General features: G+C 29.6%; 18 protein-coding genes. 6 read left to right on the top strand and 12 right to left on the bottom strand.

Annotated elements, in window-relative coordinates; all coding sequences use genetic code 11:
• Positions 1–4: 4 nt before the first annotated feature.
• A complete protein-coding gene (locus JW646_RS11070) occupies positions 5–814 on the bottom strand; it encodes an N-acetylmuramoyl-L-alanine amidase family protein (protein WP_074919912.1) in 810 nt (269 codons plus the stop codon).
• Between the two features lie 160 nt (positions 815–974).
• On the opposite strand from JW646_RS11070, the gene JW646_RS11065 reads away from it, so the two are divergent.
• The 3 genes from JW646_RS11065 (at position 975) to JW646_RS11055 (ending at position 5,518) form a co-directional block, all read left to right on the top strand.
• Positions 975–1,331 carry a hypothetical protein gene (locus tag JW646_RS11065; protein ID WP_074919913.1) on the top strand — a complete coding sequence of 119 codons (357 nt, stop codon included), beginning with the start codon at positions 975–977 and terminating at the stop codon, positions 1,329–1,331.
• 363 nt (positions 1,332–1,694) lie between these two features.
• A complete protein-coding gene (locus JW646_RS11060; RefSeq protein ID WP_228415215.1) occupies positions 1,695–2,543 on the top strand; it encodes a SpoIVB peptidase S55 domain-containing protein in 849 nt (282 codons plus the stop codon).
• A 326-nt stretch (positions 2,544–2,869) separates the two neighbouring features.
• A complete protein-coding gene (locus tag JW646_RS11055) occupies positions 2,870–5,518 on the top strand; it encodes a transglycosylase domain-containing protein (protein WP_228415214.1) in 2,649 nt (882 codons plus the stop codon).
• A gap of 50 nt (positions 5,519–5,568) precedes the next feature.
• Here the strand turns inward: JW646_RS11055 and spoVAE are convergent, their stop codons facing one another.
• From spoVAE to JW646_RS11010, 9 genes are all read right to left on the bottom strand, one after another.
• A complete protein-coding gene (gene spoVAE, locus JW646_RS11050; protein ID WP_074919916.1) occupies positions 5,569–5,931 on the bottom strand; it encodes a stage V sporulation protein AE in 363 nt (120 codons plus the stop codon).
• Positions 5,932–5,943: 12 nt separating this feature from the next.
• On the bottom strand, positions 5,944–6,957 hold the full coding sequence (spoVAD, locus tag JW646_RS11045) for a stage V sporulation protein AD (protein ID WP_074919917.1): 1,014 nt from the start codon (positions 6,955–6,957) through the stop codon (positions 5,944–5,946).
• A 34-nt stretch (positions 6,958–6,991) separates the two neighbouring features.
• Positions 6,992–7,450: a stage V sporulation protein AC gene (spoVAC, locus tag JW646_RS11040; RefSeq protein WP_148558206.1), complete on the bottom strand. Its 459-nt coding sequence runs from the start codon at positions 7,448–7,450 to the stop codon at positions 6,992–6,994.
• Between the two features lie 138 nt (positions 7,451–7,588).
• Positions 7,589–8,353 (bottom strand): RNA polymerase sporulation sigma factor SigF, encoded by a 765-nt coding sequence (gene sigF, locus JW646_RS11035; RefSeq protein ID WP_074919919.1) that lies wholly within the window; start codon positions 8,351–8,353, stop codon positions 7,589–7,591.
• A gap of 26 nt (positions 8,354–8,379) precedes the next feature.
• Positions 8,380–8,808 (bottom strand): anti-sigma F factor, encoded by a 429-nt coding sequence (gene spoIIAB, locus JW646_RS11030; protein ID WP_018592097.1) that lies wholly within the window; start codon positions 8,806–8,808, stop codon positions 8,380–8,382.
• 21 nt (positions 8,809–8,829) lie between these two features.
• Positions 8,830–9,162, bottom strand: coding sequence for an anti-sigma F factor antagonist (gene spoIIAA, locus JW646_RS11025; protein WP_074919920.1), 333 nt, complete (start codon positions 9,160–9,162; stop codon positions 8,830–8,832).
• Positions 9,163–9,671: 509 nt separating this feature from the next.
• Positions 9,672–10,187 carry a folate family ECF transporter S component gene (locus tag JW646_RS11020; RefSeq protein ID WP_074919921.1) on the bottom strand — a complete coding sequence of 172 codons (516 nt, stop codon included), beginning with the start codon at positions 10,185–10,187 and terminating at the stop codon, positions 9,672–9,674.
• Positions 10,188–10,702: 515 nt separating this feature from the next.
• Positions 10,703–12,370 (bottom strand): DEAD/DEAH box helicase, encoded by a 1,668-nt coding sequence (locus tag JW646_RS11015; protein ID WP_206925510.1) that lies wholly within the window; start codon positions 12,368–12,370, stop codon positions 10,703–10,705.
• 170 nt (positions 12,371–12,540) lie between these two features.
• Positions 12,541–13,512 (bottom strand): calcium/sodium antiporter, encoded by a 972-nt coding sequence (locus JW646_RS11010; protein WP_228415213.1) that lies wholly within the window; start codon positions 13,510–13,512, stop codon positions 12,541–12,543.
• Positions 13,513–13,873: 361 nt separating this feature from the next.
• Here JW646_RS11010 and pflB point away from each other — a divergent pair, with 361 nt between their 5' ends.
• Positions 13,874–16,105: a formate C-acetyltransferase gene (pflB, locus tag JW646_RS11005; RefSeq protein WP_074919924.1), complete on the top strand. Its 2,232-nt coding sequence runs from the start codon at positions 13,874–13,876 to the stop codon at positions 16,103–16,105.
• A gap of 271 nt (positions 16,106–16,376) precedes the next feature.
• Positions 16,377–17,117: a pyruvate formate-lyase-activating protein gene (gene pflA / locus JW646_RS11000; protein WP_228415212.1), complete on the top strand. Its 741-nt coding sequence runs from the start codon at positions 16,377–16,379 to the stop codon at positions 17,115–17,117.
• Positions 17,118–17,528: 411 nt separating this feature from the next.
• Here pflA and thiI read toward each other — a convergent pair whose 3' ends face one another.
• Both thiI and JW646_RS10990 read right to left on the bottom strand, forming a co-directional pair.
• Positions 17,529–18,725 (bottom strand): tRNA uracil 4-sulfurtransferase ThiI, encoded by a 1,197-nt coding sequence (gene thiI / locus JW646_RS10995; protein ID WP_148558201.1) that lies wholly within the window; start codon positions 18,723–18,725, stop codon positions 17,529–17,531.
• Between the two features lie 13 nt (positions 18,726–18,738).
• Entirely contained in the window at positions 18,739–19,890 is a 1,152-nt protein-coding gene (locus tag JW646_RS10990) for a cysteine desulfurase family protein (RefSeq protein WP_228415211.1), read from the bottom strand.
• A 490-nt stretch (positions 19,891–20,380) separates the two neighbouring features.
• Here JW646_RS10990 and JW646_RS10985 point away from each other — a divergent pair, with 490 nt between their 5' ends.
• Positions 20,381–21,376, top strand: coding sequence for an asparaginase (locus JW646_RS10985; protein WP_074919928.1), 996 nt, complete (start codon positions 20,381–20,383; stop codon positions 21,374–21,376).
• The last annotated feature ends 25 nt before the right edge of the window (positions 21,377–21,401 follow it).

Below are 21,401 nucleotides of genomic sequence, written 5' to 3'. Positions count from 1 at the left end.
CACTTTAATTAGTCTGAAAATACTCTTCTACTCCGTCAGCAACACTTTGCATCATTTTTCTTTGATAATCTTTGTTAGACATCATTTCATCTTCATTATAATTACTCATAAAACCCATTTCTACTAATACTACTGGCACCTTAGACCAATTGAATCCTGTTAAGTCATCTCTTTCAAAGATTCCATTAACCTTGAATCCTCCATGATCCATTTTATTTTTTATTAAATTGGCACATTCGTAGCTAGCCTCGAAGATTGATGATGTGTATTTACCTTTTTGTGATGGAATTAAAATAGATGCACCTGTTATCGATGTATCGTCAGAACCATCAGCGTGGATTCTAATCACCATATTTGCATTATGATCGTTGGCAAATGTAGCTCTCTCTAAATTACTTATATTTACATCATGACTTTCTCTAGTCATAATAATTTCAAAACCTTTACTTATTAATATATGTTTTAAAACTTCAGATGCTTCTAAATTCAAAATATATTCTGGTTTTTTTGTACTTATCCCAACTGTACCTGAAGAAACCCTAGCTTTTTGGTATGATGAACCTGGACCAATAGGTTCACTTTTCCAATCACCTTTAGCTTGGTGACCTGGGTCTATGCAAATTAAATATTTCTCAACTTTTTCTTTTTTATTTGAGCTTTCATTTTTAGTTGAGTCTTTGTTTTTATCATCTATTTTTAATCCTGTAATTATAGATGCACTATTTTTATATAAGTTTTTCATTGGGTCTGACTTTCCTATAAAAATCATTCCTAAAAGCATAATTATAATGAGAAGTACTCTATAAACTTTCATAATCCTTCCTTTCTTCTTCTATAATATTTAATATAAGTTATTATTTCCACTTTCCATTGGCTTATTTATCTTCTTAGTTTTTTATTTTGTATTTTTAACATATATATTTATATATCTAGATTTACAAGTAATTATAAAACTTTATTAAGAGGTTAAATATATGAATTCACAAAAAAAGAAATATAATAAAAGAAAAAAATATAAAAAAACAAATAGCCGTAATGAAAATGCTAATACAGATAATACGTCTAAACTTTGTTCTTTTAGTTCTGTAGATTATATTGTATTGGCTTCAACCTTAGCGATTGCTTTAGGCGAAGAGTTATCTGGTGATGATATAAATATTTTAGCTTCATTTTTCGCAGTCTTATCTGATGAACTTGCTTTAATCGCATCTATTGATGTGTGCAACTCTGGTGATGATAACACTTCTGTTTTCGTTCCTCCAGTTCCAGATGTAGCTTTAACTACTTCTAAAAAGAATATTAATAAAAAAAATATCAAAAAAAAGAAATAAAAACATATTTCACAATAAATTACATGTTTTTATTTCTTTTATTTTTTCGTCCTTCAAATTTAGCCATTTTAAATTATCCTTTGTTTTTTTATGAAATCTTCGCCCTTCTTGAAACTCATTTCCAAGGATTAAAACTTTTATAATGCGCAACATAATATTAAAGCACCAGCATGAACACATGACAGAAAGAAGGTGTTTTATATTTTAAATAAAAATTCAAAAGATGAAGTTACTTTTAAAAAAATAATAAATAAAATTAATGGTTTAGTTTTAATATTTTTTTATGTTTTTCTATATTTTTTCTCAAATAATTTTATTTATTCACAATCCTTAGAAAAAAGCGATTGCGAATACTTAATACCAATGGGAAATATACTGCAAATTGATGCACAATTAAAAAATATCATTGTCAGAAATGAAATTAATGGTTGTCCTTTAAAAATGGGCGATTCTATTCTAAAAGTTGAAGATAATGATATTAATTCTTACGAAGATTTTAATTACGTTATCTCTTCCTTAACCAAAACAGATGACATATCAGTTTTAATAAGAAGAGAAAATTCAGTTTTTTGTTTAAAATGTGATAAAAATGCCTTAGAAAGAGTTAATTTTAATAACTTAATATCAGGTTTTGCTACTTTAACTTATATTAATCCTGAAACAAAGGAATTTGGTGCAGTAGCTCACTCTATTAACATTGGAACTACTAAAAAAATTCCTATAAAAAAAGGTTGTATTTCTTTTACTGATAATTTAAATATCAGAAAGTCTTCTAAAGGTAATGTAGGTTGTATAAATGCTACAAAAAATAATGTGATTGGTGAATTTGATGATAATACTACTTTTGGTATTAAAGGTTCTGTTGATAATATTGATTTATCTAATCACAAAAAATATAGAGTTGCTGAAGTAGATGAAGTTAAATTAGGTAAAGCACAAATTATTTTACAAAATAAAAGTAACACTTGTAAGAAATACAACATTGAAATAATTAATATTGAAAAACAAAGAAAACCTGATTCTAAAGGAATTAAAATTAAAATTACTGATCCTCAGCTTTTAAGAGAAACTGGTGGTATTGTACAAGGAATGAGTGGAACTCCAATAGTACAAGGTAATAAAATTGTTGGTGCTGTATCACACGCTTTAGAAAACAATCCTACTGTAGGATATGGTGTTTATATTAAATGGATGTTAGAAGAATCTCATTAAAAGAACTGCTTTTAAGCAGTTCTTTTTTTAAAACTTTTTTAAATATCTTAGAAATAGTTAATACTAACAATATAAACTAGAATATAAATAAATATTTTTTAATTATTTTGTGAAAATATAAATATTAACATAATTTAATGTTATACTTAAAATCAAATATTTTTACTAATTATTGTATAAAATCAATAATTTTACTTTATTATTTGTATATTATAAATGTATAATTATATTGTATCTTTTACTTAAACTGAAATCAGCATAAAGGATATTTTGTAAAAATCCTTAAATATGTTATAATTATTCATTAAAATAAGGAGGTTAATCTTATGGGAAGAGATAATCGTGATGATAAGAATAAAATCAAGAGAAGAAAAGTAAGCTCTTCAGATAAAAGAAATACATCTCAGGCCTCGAGTAAATCGAGCAAATCTAGCAATTCCAGTAGAACTAGTAGTAAAAGAAAAACTTCTAGCAAAAAAAAATCTGGAAGATTTAAAGGTGTTAAAACAGTTGCTTTAGTATTTCTAGTACTTTTAGTAGTAGGTGTGGCAGCCACGTCTGGAATTGTGTTTGCTTCACTTAGAAATACAGAAGCTATTAACAAAGCTTACTTAGATAAAAAAACATACCAAACAACAGAAATTTTATATGCTGATGGCAATTTACTAGCAAAAGCGCAAACTTCTGACAAAAAAGAACCTGTAGCTGACATAAAGAAGATAAGTAAGGATTTACAACATGCTTTAATATCTGCAGAAGATGAGCGTTTTTATGAACATAATGGTGTTGACATGAAAGGTTTAGCACGTTCTGTAATAAATACTCTTATGGGTAATAAACAAGGTGGTTCCACAATACCAATGCAGGTTTCAAAGATGTTAATTACATCTCAAGAACAAAGTATAACTCGTAAAATAAAAGATATTTACTATGCTTTTGAAATGAGCAAGACAATGTCCAAAGACGATGTATTACTTGCTTACTTAAATAATTTTTATGCTGGTAATGGTTTATATGGTGCTGAAGCTGCTGCTCAAGGTTACTTTAGTAAATCAGCCGATGAATTAACGGCTGGTGAAGCTGCTTTATTAATGGCTTCTACTAACAATCCAAGTAGATATTCACCATATATAAAAGAAAAATTAGATGGAACTGAAACTAAAGAAGATGTAGAAAATAAATTATTATTCTATACTAATACAACAGATGATACTTGGGATGAACCTAATGAAGCTGAATTACAAATGATAAATAAAATATACTCTTGGCAACTAATCGACAAAGAAACATATAATCAATTGCTTAGTAAAACTATTGTTGTTAGAAAAGCTGCACCTAGAGAGGCTGCTAAAGAAAAGCAAAAAGCTATTTTATCTAAAATGTTAAGATTAGGATATATTACACAAGATCAATATGACAAAGAAGTAGCTGCTCCAATTAAGATAAAGTTACCAAAAGCTAAAGAGACAGTTGTTTCTTCTGTTGAAGATTACGTTTATTCTGAAGTAGTAGACGCTTTAATGAATCAAGGATATACAAAAGAAGAAGCACAAAATATGTACTATAATGGTGGACTTAGAATTTCTACTACTATAGATGCTGGTATGCAAAAAAACCTAGAAACACAATATAATAATAAAGGTAATTTCCCTCAAACTAGAAATGGTGCTGATGGAGTTGTTCAACCTCAATCAGCCATGGTTATATTAGACTACAGAACAGGTCAAATTAAGTCCTTAATCGGTGGTAGATATGTTAAAGGTAAAAGAACTTTAAACAGGGCTACTAATCCAAAACAGCCTGGATCAACTATAAAACCTTTATCAGTTTATACTCCTGCTATAGACACTAAAGAAACTACACAGTCTACTCCATTTAGTGACGCTAGAGGAGGATATAAATTTGATCATAATGGCTGGAATCCAAAAACTACTACTGCTGGATCTGGTATGATGAGTGCACGTAAGGCTTTAGCCTGGTCATCAAATACTATTGCAGTAAAAGTTGCTGAAACATTAGGTGGCTCATCTAACGAAGCTATTGATGTAATGATAGATTACCTTAAAAATTTTGGTATAACTACTTTAAAAGATAGCAAAACTGATAAGGATACAGATAGACAATTTCCTTCTTTAGTATTAGGTGGTATGTCTTATGGTATATCTCCACTAGAGATGGCTGCTGCTTATGGTACACTAGCTAATGGCGGTACTTATGTAGAACCTACAGTATTTACTACTATTCAAACTTATGATGGTAATTTAATAGCTAAATCTAACCCACAAGAAAGTAGAGCTGTTAGTGAAGATGTAGCTTTTGTTATAACTGATATGCTTCAAGCAGTTATTAAAGAAGGAACTGGTAAAAATGCTGCTCTAGGCAAAATGGCCGTTGCAGGTAAAACTGGTACTACTAATGATGCTTTAGATGCATGGTTTGTTGGTTATACTCCATACTATGTTGGAGCAACATATATAGGTGATGACGCAGGAACAGGAAAAGCAAGACAAAGTGTTGTTGGAACAAGTTCTGCAGCCGCTTCTCTTTGGTCAAGCGTTATGGCTCCTATACACAAAAACTTAACACTTGTAGAAAACTTTACTAAACCTGAAGGTGTTTATTTTGCTAAGATAAATCCATCAGATGGTGGAACTTCTTCTTATGGTGTGAACGCTGCATTTATTGAAGGAACTTCTCCTGAACGCGCAAGTAGCCAAGCACCTCCAGTTCAAAAAAAAGAACCTGCTGAAGAAAAGCCAAATACTGGTGATGCTGGTGATGGTGATAATCCTCCAGATGAAAATAATACAGAAAAACCAGAAGAGCCAACGACTCCTGAAAATCCAGATGAGAACAATGGCGACAACGGCAATACTAATAATGGTGGTAATAACACTGGTGGAGGCAATGAAGATAATTCAGGAGATAAACCAGTAGACAATACAACAGAAAATACAGAGCAAGTTAATGAATAAATAAATATATAAATAAAAAAACTTCCTTAATTATTAAGGAAGTTTTTTTATCATGGTTTTGTCTTTGGGTTAAATATTACAGATATTATATAACCAAAGAATATTGCAGCTGCCACACCGCCAGCTGTAGCAGTTATTCCTCCTGTAAATATTCCTAAGAACCCATCTGTTTCTATTCCCTTCATAACTCCTTTTGCCAAGGAGTACCCAAATCCTATTATAGGTACTGTAGCACCTGAACCACCAAAATTAACTATTGGTTCATATACACCTAAAAATGTTAAGATAGCTCCTAAACTTACATAAGTAACCATTACATAAGGTGTTTGCATCTTAAAATAATCCATCATTATTTGAGCTATTACGCATATTAACCCACCAACTATAAATACCTTTATATAGTCTAATAACATAAGCCATACCTCCTATTCATTTACAATTACTACTCCATGAGCTACCGATGGTATAGTTTGCTTTTGGAGTGCACTTGTTGGAGATAATAAAGCACCTGTTGATACAAGCATAACTTTATTAAATTCTTTTTTAAGTAATTTATCGTATATATATGAACAAAATACTGAGGCGGAGCATCCACATCCACTTCCACCACAGTGTACGTCTTGTTCTTTCAAATTAAAAATCTCTATACCACAGTCTGTGTATACCTTAGATATATCTAGCTTCATTTCTTTTAGTAAGTCTATTACTATTTCTTTCCCAAGTTTACCTAAATCTCCAGTTGCAATAATATCGAAACTATTAGGATCATCTTTTGTATCTTGAAAATATGAATATATGGTATCTATTGCTGCTGGAGCCATTGCTGCACCCATATTATTTCCATCATCAATTCCTTTGTCTATAACTTTTCCAGGTATAATATATTTGATCTTGGGTCCTTCGCCGTCTTTAGTAAGTAAAACACTACCAGCACCTGTAACTGTCCACTGAGCTGTCATTGGTTTTTGATTTCCTAATTCTAGAGGGAATCTAAACTGCCTCTCTGCTGTGCAGTAGTGGCTAGAAGTTCCACATAGTACGTACTTAGCATATTCTCCGTCTATAGCCATAGAACCTAAGCACAGCCCTTCTGACATGGTAGAACAAGCACCATATATCCCAAAGAAAGGTACACCTAATTCCCTAGCTGCAAAAGATGCTGGAAATAATTGATTTATTAAATCTCCTCCAAATAGAAAATCTACATCTTCCAGAGTTTTGTTTGCTTTTTCCACACTCATTTTCATCACAGTTTGCACCATTTTACTTTCTGCTAGTTCCCAAGTTTTCTCTCCATATAAATCATCAGACAAAATCAAGTCAAATTTATCTTTTAAAGGTCCTTGTCCTTCTTTGGGACCTACTATAGAGGAAGCTGCAATAATAGTAGGCATATTGTTTAATTTTATAGTTCTTTTTCCAATTCTTTTTTTATTCATAATTTCACATCCTTAAATGTTAATTTCCAATTTATTAAAAAATCAATTTTATGAAGTAATACAGTAGTCCGCATATTATGGATGATGAAATACCATACACTAAAACCGGACCTGCTATTTTAAATAAATTTGCTCCTACTCCTGTTACATATCCTTCTTTTTTAAATTCCATAGCTGGAGATACAATTGAATTTGCAAAACCTGTTATGGGAATAATTGACCCTGCTCCTGCTCTTTTTCCTATAAGGTCATAAACTCCTAAACCTGTAAGAAAAGCACCTAAAAAAATTAATGTCATGGATGTGGCAGAAGCTGCTGCTAACTTATCCAAATTAATGATTTTCATATAAATATCATTAATTCCCTGTCCTATACAACAAATTAGTCCTCCTACTAAAAAAGCCATTATACAATTTTTTAAATAAGCTGGTTTAGGGCTCATTTTTTCTACATATTTTTTATATTCATTTTTATCTAGTTGCTTATCAGCCATATGTTTTTCCCTCCAATTTTTATAAAGAATTAAATGCAATATATATTTATTATTTGAAGAAACGTAAAAAATAAACAAAATATTTCTATAACTAAAAAAGTTCCTTTGATTTTTCAAAGGAACTTTATTGTACTTAAATTAACTTATATAAGATTTTAATTTTAATAAAACTTTTTTTTCTATTCTTGAAACTTGAACTTGAGATATATTTAAGATTTCTCCAATTTCACTTTGAGTTTTATCTTCAAAATATCTAAGCATAATTATCTGTCTTTCTCTTTTTTCTAACCTTCCTAGTACTTCTTTTAATAATATATTATCTACTACTTTTTCTTCGTTATTTTCTTCTTTTAAACTAATTTTATCTATTAAACAAATTGGAGAGCCTTCTTCTTCATGTATTACTCCATGTAAATATTCTACAGAGAAATTTGCCTCCATTGCCATTACTAAATCTTCTTTTTCTACTTCTAGTTCTTTTGCAATTTCCTCAACTGTTGGTTCTCTGCCAAGTTTTTTTGTTAAAGCTTCTCCCTGCGCTTTTGCTTTTATTGCTAATTGCTTAAGTGATCTAGATACTTTCACCATTCCATCATCTCTTAAGTATCTTTTTATTTCTCCAAGAATCATAGGTACAGCATATGTAGAAAACTTAACATTAAATGTTGGATCAAACTTATATATAGCTTTTATTAGTCCTATAGAGCCTAATTGATATAAGTCATCTCTTTCATATCCTATATTAGAAAATTTAGATACAACGCTTCTGACTAATCCCAAGTTGTTTGATATGAGCACTTCCTTAGCTTCTTCATCACCATTTTGAGCTTTTTCTAGTAATTCTAAGGTTTCTTCATGACTAAGCAAGTGTCTTTTTTCTTCTTTTTTAGCAACTACACTCATATTCAAACCTCTATCCTTTTTTGACTTTATTTAGGTAATTCTATAGTTTTAGTCATTACTACCTTAGTTCCTTCTCCCTTTATAGAAACCACATCTAAGCTATCCATAAAGCTTTCCATAAATGAAAATCCCATGCCTGATCTTTCAAGCTCTGGCTTAGATGTGTACATAGGTTGCATTGCTTCCTCTACATCTTCTATACCATTTCCTCTATCTTCTACAACTACTTTTATTGCTCTATCTTCGATTTCACATCTTAGGTAAACAAATTTTGAATCATCTTCATCATATCCATGTATAATGGCATTTGTTACTGCTTCTGATACAGCAGTTTTAATATCTGACAGTTCTTCTATTGTTGGATCTAATTTTGCTGCAAAAGATGCAACAATTACCCTAGATAAACTTTCATTTTCTGATTTTGCAGAAAACTTAACCTCCAAAATATTACTCATCCTAAAAGTTCCCCCTTTTAATTAAGAATTTATTGCATCTTCAAAGGTATCGTAAATATTAATAATTTTGCTCATTCCAGATAAATTAAATAATTTTTTCACTCTAGAATTCATATTTATAACAGATACTTTACCACCATGGTTGACTATTTTTTTATATCTTCCAATTATTACTCCTATTCCAGAAGAATCCATAAAATTTACATATTGAAAATCAAATATTATATAATCAATTTGCTTCTTCATTAAAATTGAATCTACTTCTTCTCGAACATCTCTTGCTACATGATGATCAAGTTCAGCAGACAAAATTTCTACTAATAAAATTTTATCTTCAAGATAACATTTAATCATATATTTCCCCCCTTATGAAAGATTTACAACTAATCAATTCTAGTAAAGTCTTTTGTATCCTTCAATGAAATTTAACTAGTTTTGTTATATTATGTATATTGCTAATATTCATAACATCGTAACAACCTATTATTACCTATACATTATGTATTTCCATAATTTACTTGTTATATTCTTCTAATTAATAATTTTTCAAATAAAAAAGTGTCTAAAGGTATAAAAATACTCTTAGACACTTGTTACTTACACTAAAGCTATTAAATTTATAATTGATAGACATTTTCTCCAGTCCTAGCCATTCTGGTTTTGGTATGAATTTTTTATACAACCATTTTACCCTATCTAAATTCGCAGTGGTTGCTCTGCTACACACTATATCCTGATTACGTCATTACTTAATAAATTTTAGCAGCTATATCACTTTCAAGTAAATTATCTACTATATTTATTACTAAATTATTTGATATAATTAATTTTCTATTGTTTGCATTTAAAATATAATTTAAAAATTAAGCATGTGATACTTTCACAAATTTTATAACAACTTTTTTCCATATGATTCCTATGATAAGTGATTGTACTGGTATCATAAGAGCAGCTTTCATTATACGAGTTGGTAATAATGCTACATAGCCTTTACCCATCATTATAGATAGCCAATAAGTGTCTAATCCTAAATTTAAAACAAGACATACAGTTAAAACTGCGCCTATTATTCTAGGCCATGTTTTTGGTTTATTATATAAAAATACTCCATATACTACTCCTGTTAAAAACGCTGTTAATGTAAACCCTGGGAAAAATGCTCCCGACGGAAATAATGCAACTCCTAAAAGGTCTCCTATTGTATATGCTATACCAGCACTTAATGGTCCATACATCATTGCTATTATTGCAATTGGTAAGAACCCAAATCCTATTCTAACTATTGGTGTTTGTATAGAACAGAATCTTGTTAAAATAACCTCTATTGCTATTAACAAACCTATTTGTATTAATTTTTTTACATCAAATTTATTATCCATAAAATTTCCTCCTACTATTCTAGCTAGACACATAAATAAGTGATCCATGTGTATGGAGGTATTAAAAATGATAATTATTTTATTTACTTGTACTGCCATTTATCATTAATTTAATATAGTCTATCTTTTTAATTTATATAACTATCAGATTTAAACAAATACAAAAGTGTTATATTTGTTTAAAATAAGTAAAATAATCTGTTATTACAATTATCACAATACTTCTGACTAAATTTTTAATGTCGTATAGAATTGAATTTTTAAATGAATAGATCACTCCTATTTTAACGTCCTTCTTCTAATGTCATTAAAAGGTGTATACACCTGTATACATACAAATAGAAAAGATTTCATATTATAATAATTATACTAACATCTTATATAAATTATATCATAAATTCATACCATTTGTATTGTATATTCCACATATATTAATAACTAAAGCTATAAACTTATCAGTATTTATATTCAAAAAGAGTAACTCAATTTAATAAATCAAGTTACTCTTTTTTATATTATTTTCTTCTTGTATTGGCTTTTTCTATATTAATTTTATTACCTTTAATTTTTATATTTTTCATTTTATCTAATACATTTTTAGAATTTTCCTTTGGAACTTCTACAAATGTATATTTGTCATATATGTCTATTGTTCCAACTAATTTACCTGGAATTCCTGCTTCTCCAGCTATTGCTCCAACAATATCTTTAGCTTGTACTCTTTGGTTTTTACCAACGTTGATAAATAATCTTACCATTCCAGCTTCAGCACTTCTACTACGTTTTCTATCGCTTCTGTCGCCTCTTTCGCCTCTATCTCTGTCTTTACGTCCTCTTCTTCCAGACTCATCTCTGTAGCTTGACTTTTCTTCTATTATTTCTGCTTTCTCTTCGTCACCTAACGCAAGTTTAACAAGAGCTGCTGCTATTTCTATAACTTCTAATCCTTCTTCTTCACAAAGATTTTCTAGCCATTGTGTTTGCTTTGATAAGTTACTTTCTTTTATTGTTTCTTTAACTTGTTTGAAGAATGCAGTTACTTTCTTTTCTTCAACATCAGCTATTGTTGGTATATCATGTCTAACTAATTTAGATTTTGTATATCTTTCGATATCTTTCATTTTTCTTACTTCTTTTCCAAATACAAATGAGAAAGATATACCTTCTCTACCAGCACGACCTGTTCTACCGATTCTGTGTACATAGTATTCTTCGTCTTGTGGAAGGTCATAGTTAAATACAGCTTCAACATCATCAACATCTATACCTCTAGCTGCAACATCTGTAGCAACAAGTATATCTATTGTACCTTGTCTGAATTTATCCATTACTATATCTCTTTGAGTTTGCTTTAAATCTCCATGAAGAGCATCTGCAAAATATCCTCTTGCTTGTAATTCACTAACTAACTCATCAGATCCTCTTTTTGTATTACAAAATACTACTGATAATTTTGGATTATATACATCTATTAATCTACATAATACTTCTAATTTATTAGCTCTTCTTGTTTCTATATAGTATTGTTTTATATTTGGTACAGTTAATTCTTTTCTTACTATTTTTATTAACTGAGGATCATCTTGGTATTTTTTAGTTAATTCTAATATAGGTTTCGACATTGTCGCTGAGAAGAAAGTCGTTTGTCTTTCAGCTGGAGTTTGTTCTAATATTAACTCAATATCTTCTCTGAATCCCATATCTAACATTTCATCCGCTTCATCAAGAACTAACATTTTCACTTCGTCCATTTTTAAAGTTCTACGATTTATATGGTCTATAACACGTCCTGGTGTTCCTATTACTACTTGTACTCCGCTCTTTAATGATTTTATTTGTCTATCTATTGGTTGTCCGCCGTAAACTGGAAGTGTCTTTATTCCACTTTTATATTTACCTAATTTTTTCATTTCACTAGAAACTTGAATCGCAAGTTCTCTTGTAGGACATAATACTACTGCCTGTACACTTTTTTTGTTAGGATCCACCATGTCTAACACTGGTATAGAGAAAGCTGCCGTCTTTCCTGTTCCCGTTTGCGCTTGTCCTATAACATCTTTTCCTGTTAAAATTACTGGTATAGACTGAACTTGAATCGGAGATGGCTCCTCAAATCCTAGTTCCGCCACTGATCTTTTTATTTCTTCACTTATTGGTAAATCTTCAAATTTTATTGTATTCATAAATTATTTATTTCCTTTCCGTTATCATAAATATTAACTTTTCTATTATATAGTTTATTTCAATATTATGCAATTATATTTTTACCTAAAAATAAGGTCCTATTCAGTTAATCACTTATTTTCGTAATTATCTAAATAAAACCTTATATAAATATGTATAAAATTTTTCTTTATGCTAAGTATGTAAAATATATTGTAGCTATGTAAACTATATAAGTTCCTAGTAATACTACACCCTGCAATCTATATATTTTGCTACTTCTAATTGTTGGTATTATTAAAGTTAATAAAAGAATTGTCATAAATACAAAATCTACCCTTATGTTTTGCGCTAATATAGGCAAATCATTAATTAATGACGAAATTCCTATAACAGAAGTAATATTTAGTATGTTAGCTCCTAATATGTTACCTACCGATATTCCATGGTGATTTTTTCTTATTGCAGTTAATGAAGATACTAGTTCAGGTAAAGATGTACCTAGAGCTATTACAGTTAAACTGATTACTCCTTGTGGAATTCCTATGTAGCTAGCAAGTTTTACTCCATTATCCACTAGCAATTTGGAACCTATAACCATCATTATCAATCCAAGTATAAATAAGGCTCCTATTTTTAAACTCTCATGTTTATTGGTTTTACTATTATTGCAAGAATCTGCTTTCTTATTACTTAGGCCACCAACTTTGTTTTTACCCGATACGCTTTTTATATTTGAGTACATATAAATAGAAAGCAATATAATTAATAGTATTCCATCTCCTTGTGTTATAGTTCCATTAGTCCCTAAAATCATTAAAGCTATTACACAAATTAATAATATAACTGATTTAGAAAAAAACATTTTTTTATCAACTTTAAAAGGGCTAATAAATGCTACTAAACCTAAAATCAATCCTGTATTACATATTATAGAACCAACAGCATTTCCCAAACTCATGGTTGTATGATTGTCTATGGATGCAAACACAGAAACGGTCAACTCTGGTAATGTAGTTGCAAAGCTTACTATGGTAGCACCTAAAATCAACTCTGATATTCCAGTTTTTTTCCCAATCTTTACTGTACACTCTATAAATATGTCGGCACCTTTGGTGATTAAAAGAAATCCAATCAAAAATAAAATTATAACTAAAGTCATGCTATTCCCCCCTATATTTATAGCTATTCAAAAACTTAATCTTTATGCACCAAAATATTTCTTTATCAAAAGTAGATATCTTTTTTTCACTGATGCTTTTCACATTTTAGGGCTGATTAAAATAATTTTTTAACTATTTTATAAAATATTGTTTAGTCCATTAAATAGGGGGTATTTATGTAGTATAACAAGTCAAATATAATTCTTAATTATAAAGGCATAATGTTTTTACAATATATTTTTTGTATACAATATACTTTGTTTATGTTAGAATATATTTGTTGTTACTTATTGAATTACAACATTAATTAACTAATTATTTATATTAAATAGTAATAATCACTTTTAGGAGGATATCTTAATGAACGCATGGCAAGGTTTTAAAACTGGAAGATGGACTAAAGAAATAGACGTTAGAGGATTTATCCAAGCTAACTACACTCCATACGAAGGAGACGCTTCTTTCTTAGCTGGTGCTACTGAAAACACTAAGCAATTATGGGATGAAGCAATGGAATTATTCAAAAAGGAAAGAGAAAATGGTGGAACTCTTGATGTTGACACTAAAACTGTTTCTGCAATAGATGCTTACGCACCTGGATATATAGATAAAGATAAAGAAACTATCGTTGGTTTCCAAACTGACGCACCACTTAAAAGAGCTGTTATGCCTTACGGTGGAATAAGAATGGCTGAAACTTCTTGTAAAGCTTATGGATACGAGTGTGATCCAGAAATAAGCGAAATATTTACTAAGTATAGAAAAACTCATAACCAAGGTGTATTCGATGCTTATACTGCTGAAATGAGAGCTGCTAGAAAATCTGGTATAATAACAGGTCTTCCAGATGCTTACGGAAGAGGTAGAATAATAGGTGACTACAGAAGAGTTGCTTTATATGGTGTTGATAAATTAATAGAAGACAAAATAAATCAAAAAGATTCTCTTGATGTTTCTTGCATGGATGAAGAAGTAATAAGATTAAGAGAAGAAATATCTGATCAAATAAAAGCTTTAGAAGCATTAAAAAGAATGGCTGCTGCTTATGGATTTGATATATCTGTACCAGCTACTAACGCAAGAGAAGCTGTACAATGGTTATACTTCGCTTACTTAGGAGCTATAAAAGACCAAAACGGTGCTGCTATGTCAATAGGTAGAACTTCTACTTTCTTAGATATATACTTCGAAAGAGATTTAGCTGCTGGAACTATAACAGAAGAAGAAGCTCAAGAATTAATGGACCACTTCGTAATGAAATTAAGAATGGTTAAATTCTTAAGAACTCCAGAATACAATGACTTATTCTCTGGTGACCCAACTTGGGTAACAGAATCAATAGGTGGACAAGGTTTAGATGGTAGAACATTAGTTACTAAAAACTCATTCAGAGTTTTAAATACTCTTTACACTATAGGACCTTCTCCAGAACCAAACTTAACTGTACTTTGGTCAAAAGACTTCCCACAAGGATTCAAAGATTTCTGTTCTAAAGTATCTATAGATACAAGTTCAGTTCAATACGAAAATGATGACTTAATGAGAACTTACTGGGGAGATGATTACGGAATAGCTTGTTGTGTATCTGCAATGAGAATCGGTAAACAAATGCAATTCTTCGGAGCTAGAGTAAACTTAGCTAAGACTTTATTATACGCTATAAACGGTGGAGTTGATGAAAAATCAGGTGCTCAAGTAGGACCAAGATTCGAACCAATAACTTCAGAATACTTAGATTACGATGAAGTAATGGCTAGATTTGAACCTTTCACTGAATGGTTAGCAAACTTATATGTAAATACATTAAACGTAATCCACTACATGCATGATAAGTATTCTTATGAAGCATTAGAAATGGCTTTACATGATAGAGACGTATTCAGAACTATGGCTTGTGGTATAGCTGGTTTATCAGTTGCTGCTGATTCATTATCTGCTATAAAACATGCTAAAGTTAGAACTATAAGAAACGAAGCTGGTGTAGCTGTTGATTTCGAAATAGAAGGAGATTATCCAAAATACGGAAACAACGATGATAGAGTTGATGATATAGCTGTACAATTAGTACAAGATTTCATGAACAAAATAAGACAAAACAAAACTTACAGAAATTCTGTTCATACTCAATCTATATTAACAATAACTTCAAACGTTGTTTACGGTAAGAAAACTGGTAACACTCCTGATGGAAGAAGAGCTGGTGCTCCATTTGCTCCAGGAGCAAACCCAATGCACGGAAGAGATACTAACGGAGCTTTAGCTTCATTAGCATCAGTTGCTAAATTACCATACGAGCATTCTCAAGATGGTATATCTAATACTTTCTCTATAGTACCAGGTGCTTTAGGAAAAGATATGAGCGAAAGAGTTTCTAACCTTTCATCAATGATGGACGGATACTTCACTGATGGAGCTCATCACTTAAACGTTAACGTATTTGATAGATCTACTTTAGAAGACGCTATGGAACATCCAGAAAAATATCCTCAATTAACTATAAGAGTTTCAGGATACGCTGTTAACTTCATCAAATTAACTAAAGAACAACAATTAGATGTTATAAACAGAACATTCCACGGAAAAATGGCTTAAGCTTAATTGATAAAATACAAGTAAAAAGACTAAATTCATTTTAGTCTTTTTATTTTACCCTTTTACTATAAAAAATCAATTTTTTTGGTAATAATAATTAGAAAATTAACATAAATAATCAAAACTTAAAAAGTCAAGATATAAAATATATGAAATCTTCTTATTTTATAGATTTATTTATGCAGTTAATCTATAATCTTCTTAATTTTAAATTTTGTATACATATTCTTTATCTTTTTTAGTTTTAATAATTAATTTTACGAGGTGCAATATGACTAAAGGAAGAATCCATTCAATAGAAACATTTGGAACAGTAGACGGACCTGGAATAAGAAGTATATTATTTTTTCAAGGATGTCCATTAAGATGTAAATACTGCCATAACAGAGATACTTGGGATACAAAAGGTGGAACTGAATACACAGCAGAAGAATTAATAGAAAATGTATCTAGATATTCTTCTTATTGGAAATCATCTGGTGGTGGAATAACAGCATCTGGTGGAGAAGCTACTTTACAAGCAGATTTCCTTGCTGAATTATTTGCAAAAGCTAAAGAAAAAGATATTCATACTTGTTTAGATACTTCTGGTTTTGTTGATATAGAAAAAATCGAGAAAGTTCTTGATAACACTGACTTAGTACTACTTGATATAAAACACATAGATGAAGAGGAAGCTAAAAAATTAACTGGTGTTGGTATAGAAAAAACTTTAAAATTAGCAAGGTATTTAGACGAAAGACATATACCAATTTGGTTAAGACATGTGTTAGTACCTGGTATAACAGATAGTGAAGAAAACTTATCTAAAATTGGTGAATTCGCTGCCTCTCTAAATAATGTAGATAGATTAGAGATCTTACCATACCACACTATGGGCGTTCACAAATGGGAAAACATGGGTATTGATTACGAATTAAAAGACGTTAGAGATGCTAACTCTGATGATGTGGCTAGAGCTGCTGAAATCATCGAAAAGCACGGTGTTAAAGTATTCAATAGTAAAAAATAATTAACTATATAAATATTTGTATAAAATAACAAAAGAAGTCTTATTATAAGGCTTCTTTTTTAAATTAAAAACTTACTAATTAATACACCATTTCATTTATTTATAAATAAAAGAGCCTTAGGTATAATATTATCTAAGACTTATATTTCTATTATTATTTTTTTAATATAATTGTATTATTTATTATATTTTGTACACTAAAAGGTGGAGTGTACCCTATTCACTCCACCTTTTTTACTACAAACACTTCAATTATTTTGGAAATATTTTCGGCCAATTTATACTATTTCCAAATACCAAATACAAAAACATCTACTCATTAATGTTTTATAAGTTAATATTATCATACACATTTTATATTTTCAGTATACTTTTTTTGCATGAAAAGTATACCATAGTATTACTACTTTTTTAGAATTCTATAACTTCCACTTCCATATTAGCTATGGCATCTTCTATTAATTTTTCAACATCTAGCGCTTTTTCTGAATCCTCTATTCTTTCTAATCTAGGCTTAGTTACAGGTTTCTTAGGAGCAAATACTGAACAACAATCTTCTTCTGGTATTATAGATGTTTCAAAAGTATCTATTTTCTTGGCTATATCTATGATTTCACTCTTATCCATAGCTATAAGCGGCCTAAATACTGGTAAGCTTACAGAAGCATTTGTACAAGTTAATCCTTGTATAGTTTGAGATGCAACTTGTCCTATACTTTCTCCTGTTATTAAAGCATCACAGTTTCTTTGGATTCCAACTCTTTCAGCTATTCTCATCATAAATCTTCTTGAAATTATAGTCATTTCTTCTTCTCTACAATTTAAACCTACAGCCTTTTGTATTTCAAGTAAGTTTATTTTGTGAAGTCTTACTCTTCCAACATATTTAGCTAATATTCTTGCTAAGTCTTTTACTTTTTCTTGTGACTTTTCACTTGTAAAAGGATATGTATGGAAATGTATAGCTTCTACTTCCATACCTCTTTTAGCAACCATCCATGTTGCAACTGGTGAATCAATTCCACCTGATAATAAAGACATGGCTTTACCATTAGTTCCTATTGGAAGTCCTCCATAACCTGAAACAGTATCACTATAAACTACAACATTACTTTCTCTAAGTTCACATTTTATTTTAACTTCAGGCTTATGCATTTCTGCAGTTATTCTATCTCCTACTTTAGATAGTAGATATCCACCTATATCCATACTCATATCTTGAGAAGTTAGTCTGAAAGATTTATCTCCTCTTCTACTTTCTACTTTAAATGTTTTAGCTCCACTTGCTATTTTATCTTCTAAAACTATAAGAGCAGTTTCTTTTAATTTTTCGTAAGCAGCTTCTACATCCTCATCATTATTTCTAAGAACTTTCACAGCTGGACATACTCCAACTACACCAAATACCTTTTTAACTTCTTCGCAAACTTCTTCAAATTCATAATCAGCTAAATCAACATACACTCTTCCATATTCTTTGTATACATTAAATGTACCCATTGACTTTAACATATTTTTTATATTTTTTATTAATTTATTTTCAAAAATATATCTATTCTTTCCTTTTACTCCTATTTCTCCGTATTTCACTATAATTGAATTATACATATTCCACCTCTTATTATCGTCTTTTTATTATCATTCTTAGGTCACTTATTGAGTCTTTCAGTACTTTTACAGTTTCTAAAATTTCTTCTTCTGTATTAAAATCTGATAAACTAAATCTTACTGCACCTTCTATTTCTTCTGGTTTAAGCTTAATTGCATTTAGTACATGGCTTCCTTTCTTCTTAGAAGAACATGCTGAACCTGTAGATACAAAAATATTTTTTTGTTCTAAGAAGTGAAGTAACACTTCTCCTCTTATGTTTTCAAAAGAAACATTTAATATGTGACAAACTCCATTTTCTGGTGAATTTATTTTTACACCATCTATATTTTTTAATATTTCTTTTTTCAATAGTACTTTTAGATTTTGTATTTTTTCAATCTTACTATCTAAATCTTTATTCATTATTTCTACTGCTTTTCCTAAACCATAAATTCCTGGCACGTTTTCAGTTCCTGATCTTACACTAGATTCTTGACCTCCACCAGTTATAATAGGTTTTAGTTTACTATTTTCCTTAATATACATAAATCCTATTCCTTTTGGTCCGTGAAACTTATGACCACTTACAGTCATAAAATCAATATTATATCTAGTTGGTCTAAATTTTACTTTTGTATAAGATTGAACACAATCCACATGGAAGTATATTTTTTGATCTAAAATTTTTAGGTATTTTCCTATTTCTTCAATTGGTTGAATACTTCCTATCTCATTATTAACGTGCATTGTAGAAATCAATATAGTAGAAGGCTTTATTGCATTTTTTACATCTTCTACACTTATTTTCCCACTTTCATCAACTTCTAATAGTGTTATTTCAAATCCTTCTTTTTCTAAATCAGCTAATGTACTTAGTACTGATGGATGCTCTATATTAGTAGATATTATATGATTTTTTGTTTTTCTAAAATTATAAGCAACTCCTCTAATAATTGTATTATTAGACTCAGTTCCTCCTGATGTGAAAAATACTTCTTTATCCTTCGCGCCTAAACTTCTAGCTATATTTTGTCTTATTTCTTTAATCTTTCTGTCTACTTCTATACCTTTTTTATGCAATGAAGAAGGATTCCCGTATTCTGTAGTAAGAGCTTTCACCATTTCTTCTACTACCTCTTCATAAGGTTTTGTAGTTGCACTATTATCTAAATAAATTTCCATTTACTACACCGTCCTCTTATATATTTTTTATTAATATATCCATCAATTATATACTTTAATTAATTCGTCAAAAATATCAGCATTTTTTATTATACCATTTTTAGACTTATTTTTTAATCTTATAGTATAAAGTTTTACAAATACATATTAATTGTATTAACATTTTAGGCTATAAATATAATCAAAAAATTTTTCTAAGAAATTTGTAAAATTATGTTGCATTTTTTGTCGAATATTGCTATTATATATAAGTAGTTATCCCCTTGATAACCCAATTAAAGTTTCTATTCAATACCCCTTTTTATGAATAGATATATATTATGTCTAAGACGAATTAGATTTAATTTATCAGAATAAAAAAAGAGCTTCCCCAGCTCTTTTTTTGTGTTAAATTTTAAAGTAAAATACTGAAATTTCTTTAAAAATAATAATTTTTATTTTGTATTTTTGGTATAATTAAAGTAGTATTCAAATTTAAGGAGGTAATATTATGTCTACTAAAAAAAAGGTAGGTATCCTATTTACTGGTGGAACGATATCTATGACAATAGATAAAGAAATCGGTGCAAATGTACCATCTTTATCAGGAGAACAAATAATGTCTATGGCAACTAACGTTAAAGATGTTGCTGATTTTGAAATAAAAGACTTTGACGAAATTCCAGGACCTCATATGACACCTGAAAAACTAATTCAATTAAAATCTGCTATTTTAGAATTATTAAACAGAGAAGATATATGTGGAGTTGTAATAACTCATGGTACGGATAGTCTAGAAGAAACTGCTTATTTCTTAGATTTAATAATAAATCATGAAAAACCTGTTATAGTTACAGGAGCTATGAGAAGTAGTTCTGAACTTGGGTATGATGGATCAAACAACTTGTCATCAGCTATTTGTGTTGCTATATCAGAAAATGCGAAAAACAAAGGTGTTCTTGTTGTATTAAACAACGAAGTGCTATTAGCGTCTGAAGCTACTAAAACAGATACTATGGCTCTAAACACTTTCCAATCACCTGGTAAAGGTTCTTTAGGCATAGTTGATAGTAACGAGCTCTTACTATTTAAAAATGTGGCCTCTAGAACTTTTATTGATACTGATAAAGTAGAAACTAAAGTTGCCCTATTCAAATCAGGAATAGGAATGGATTGTACTTTTATAAATCACGCTGTAGATATGGGATATAAAGGTATTATAATAGAAGCAATGGGAAGAGGAAACGTACCTCCATTAATGTATGAAGGTGTTAAATATGCTAGAGAAAAAGGAGTTATCGTTGTTATAACTTCTAGATGCTCAACTGGTAGAGTATATGATTCTTACGGATATTTAGGATCAGGAAGAGATTTAAGAAACTTAGGATGTATATTCGCTGGTGATATGAACGGGCATAAATCAAGAATCAAATTAATGTTAGCATTAGGTAAAACTAATAATCTTGATGAACTTAAAGATTATTTCGAAAAAGGAATATATTATTAAGATTATTTAATTTATAAAAAATTTA

Source organism: Terrisporobacter hibernicus, assembly GCF_020809405.1.
Classification (GTDB): Bacteria; Bacillota; Clostridia; order Peptostreptococcales; family Peptostreptococcaceae; genus Terrisporobacter; species Terrisporobacter petrolearius.
This window is presented reverse-complemented; position numbering and strand designations above follow the sequence as displayed.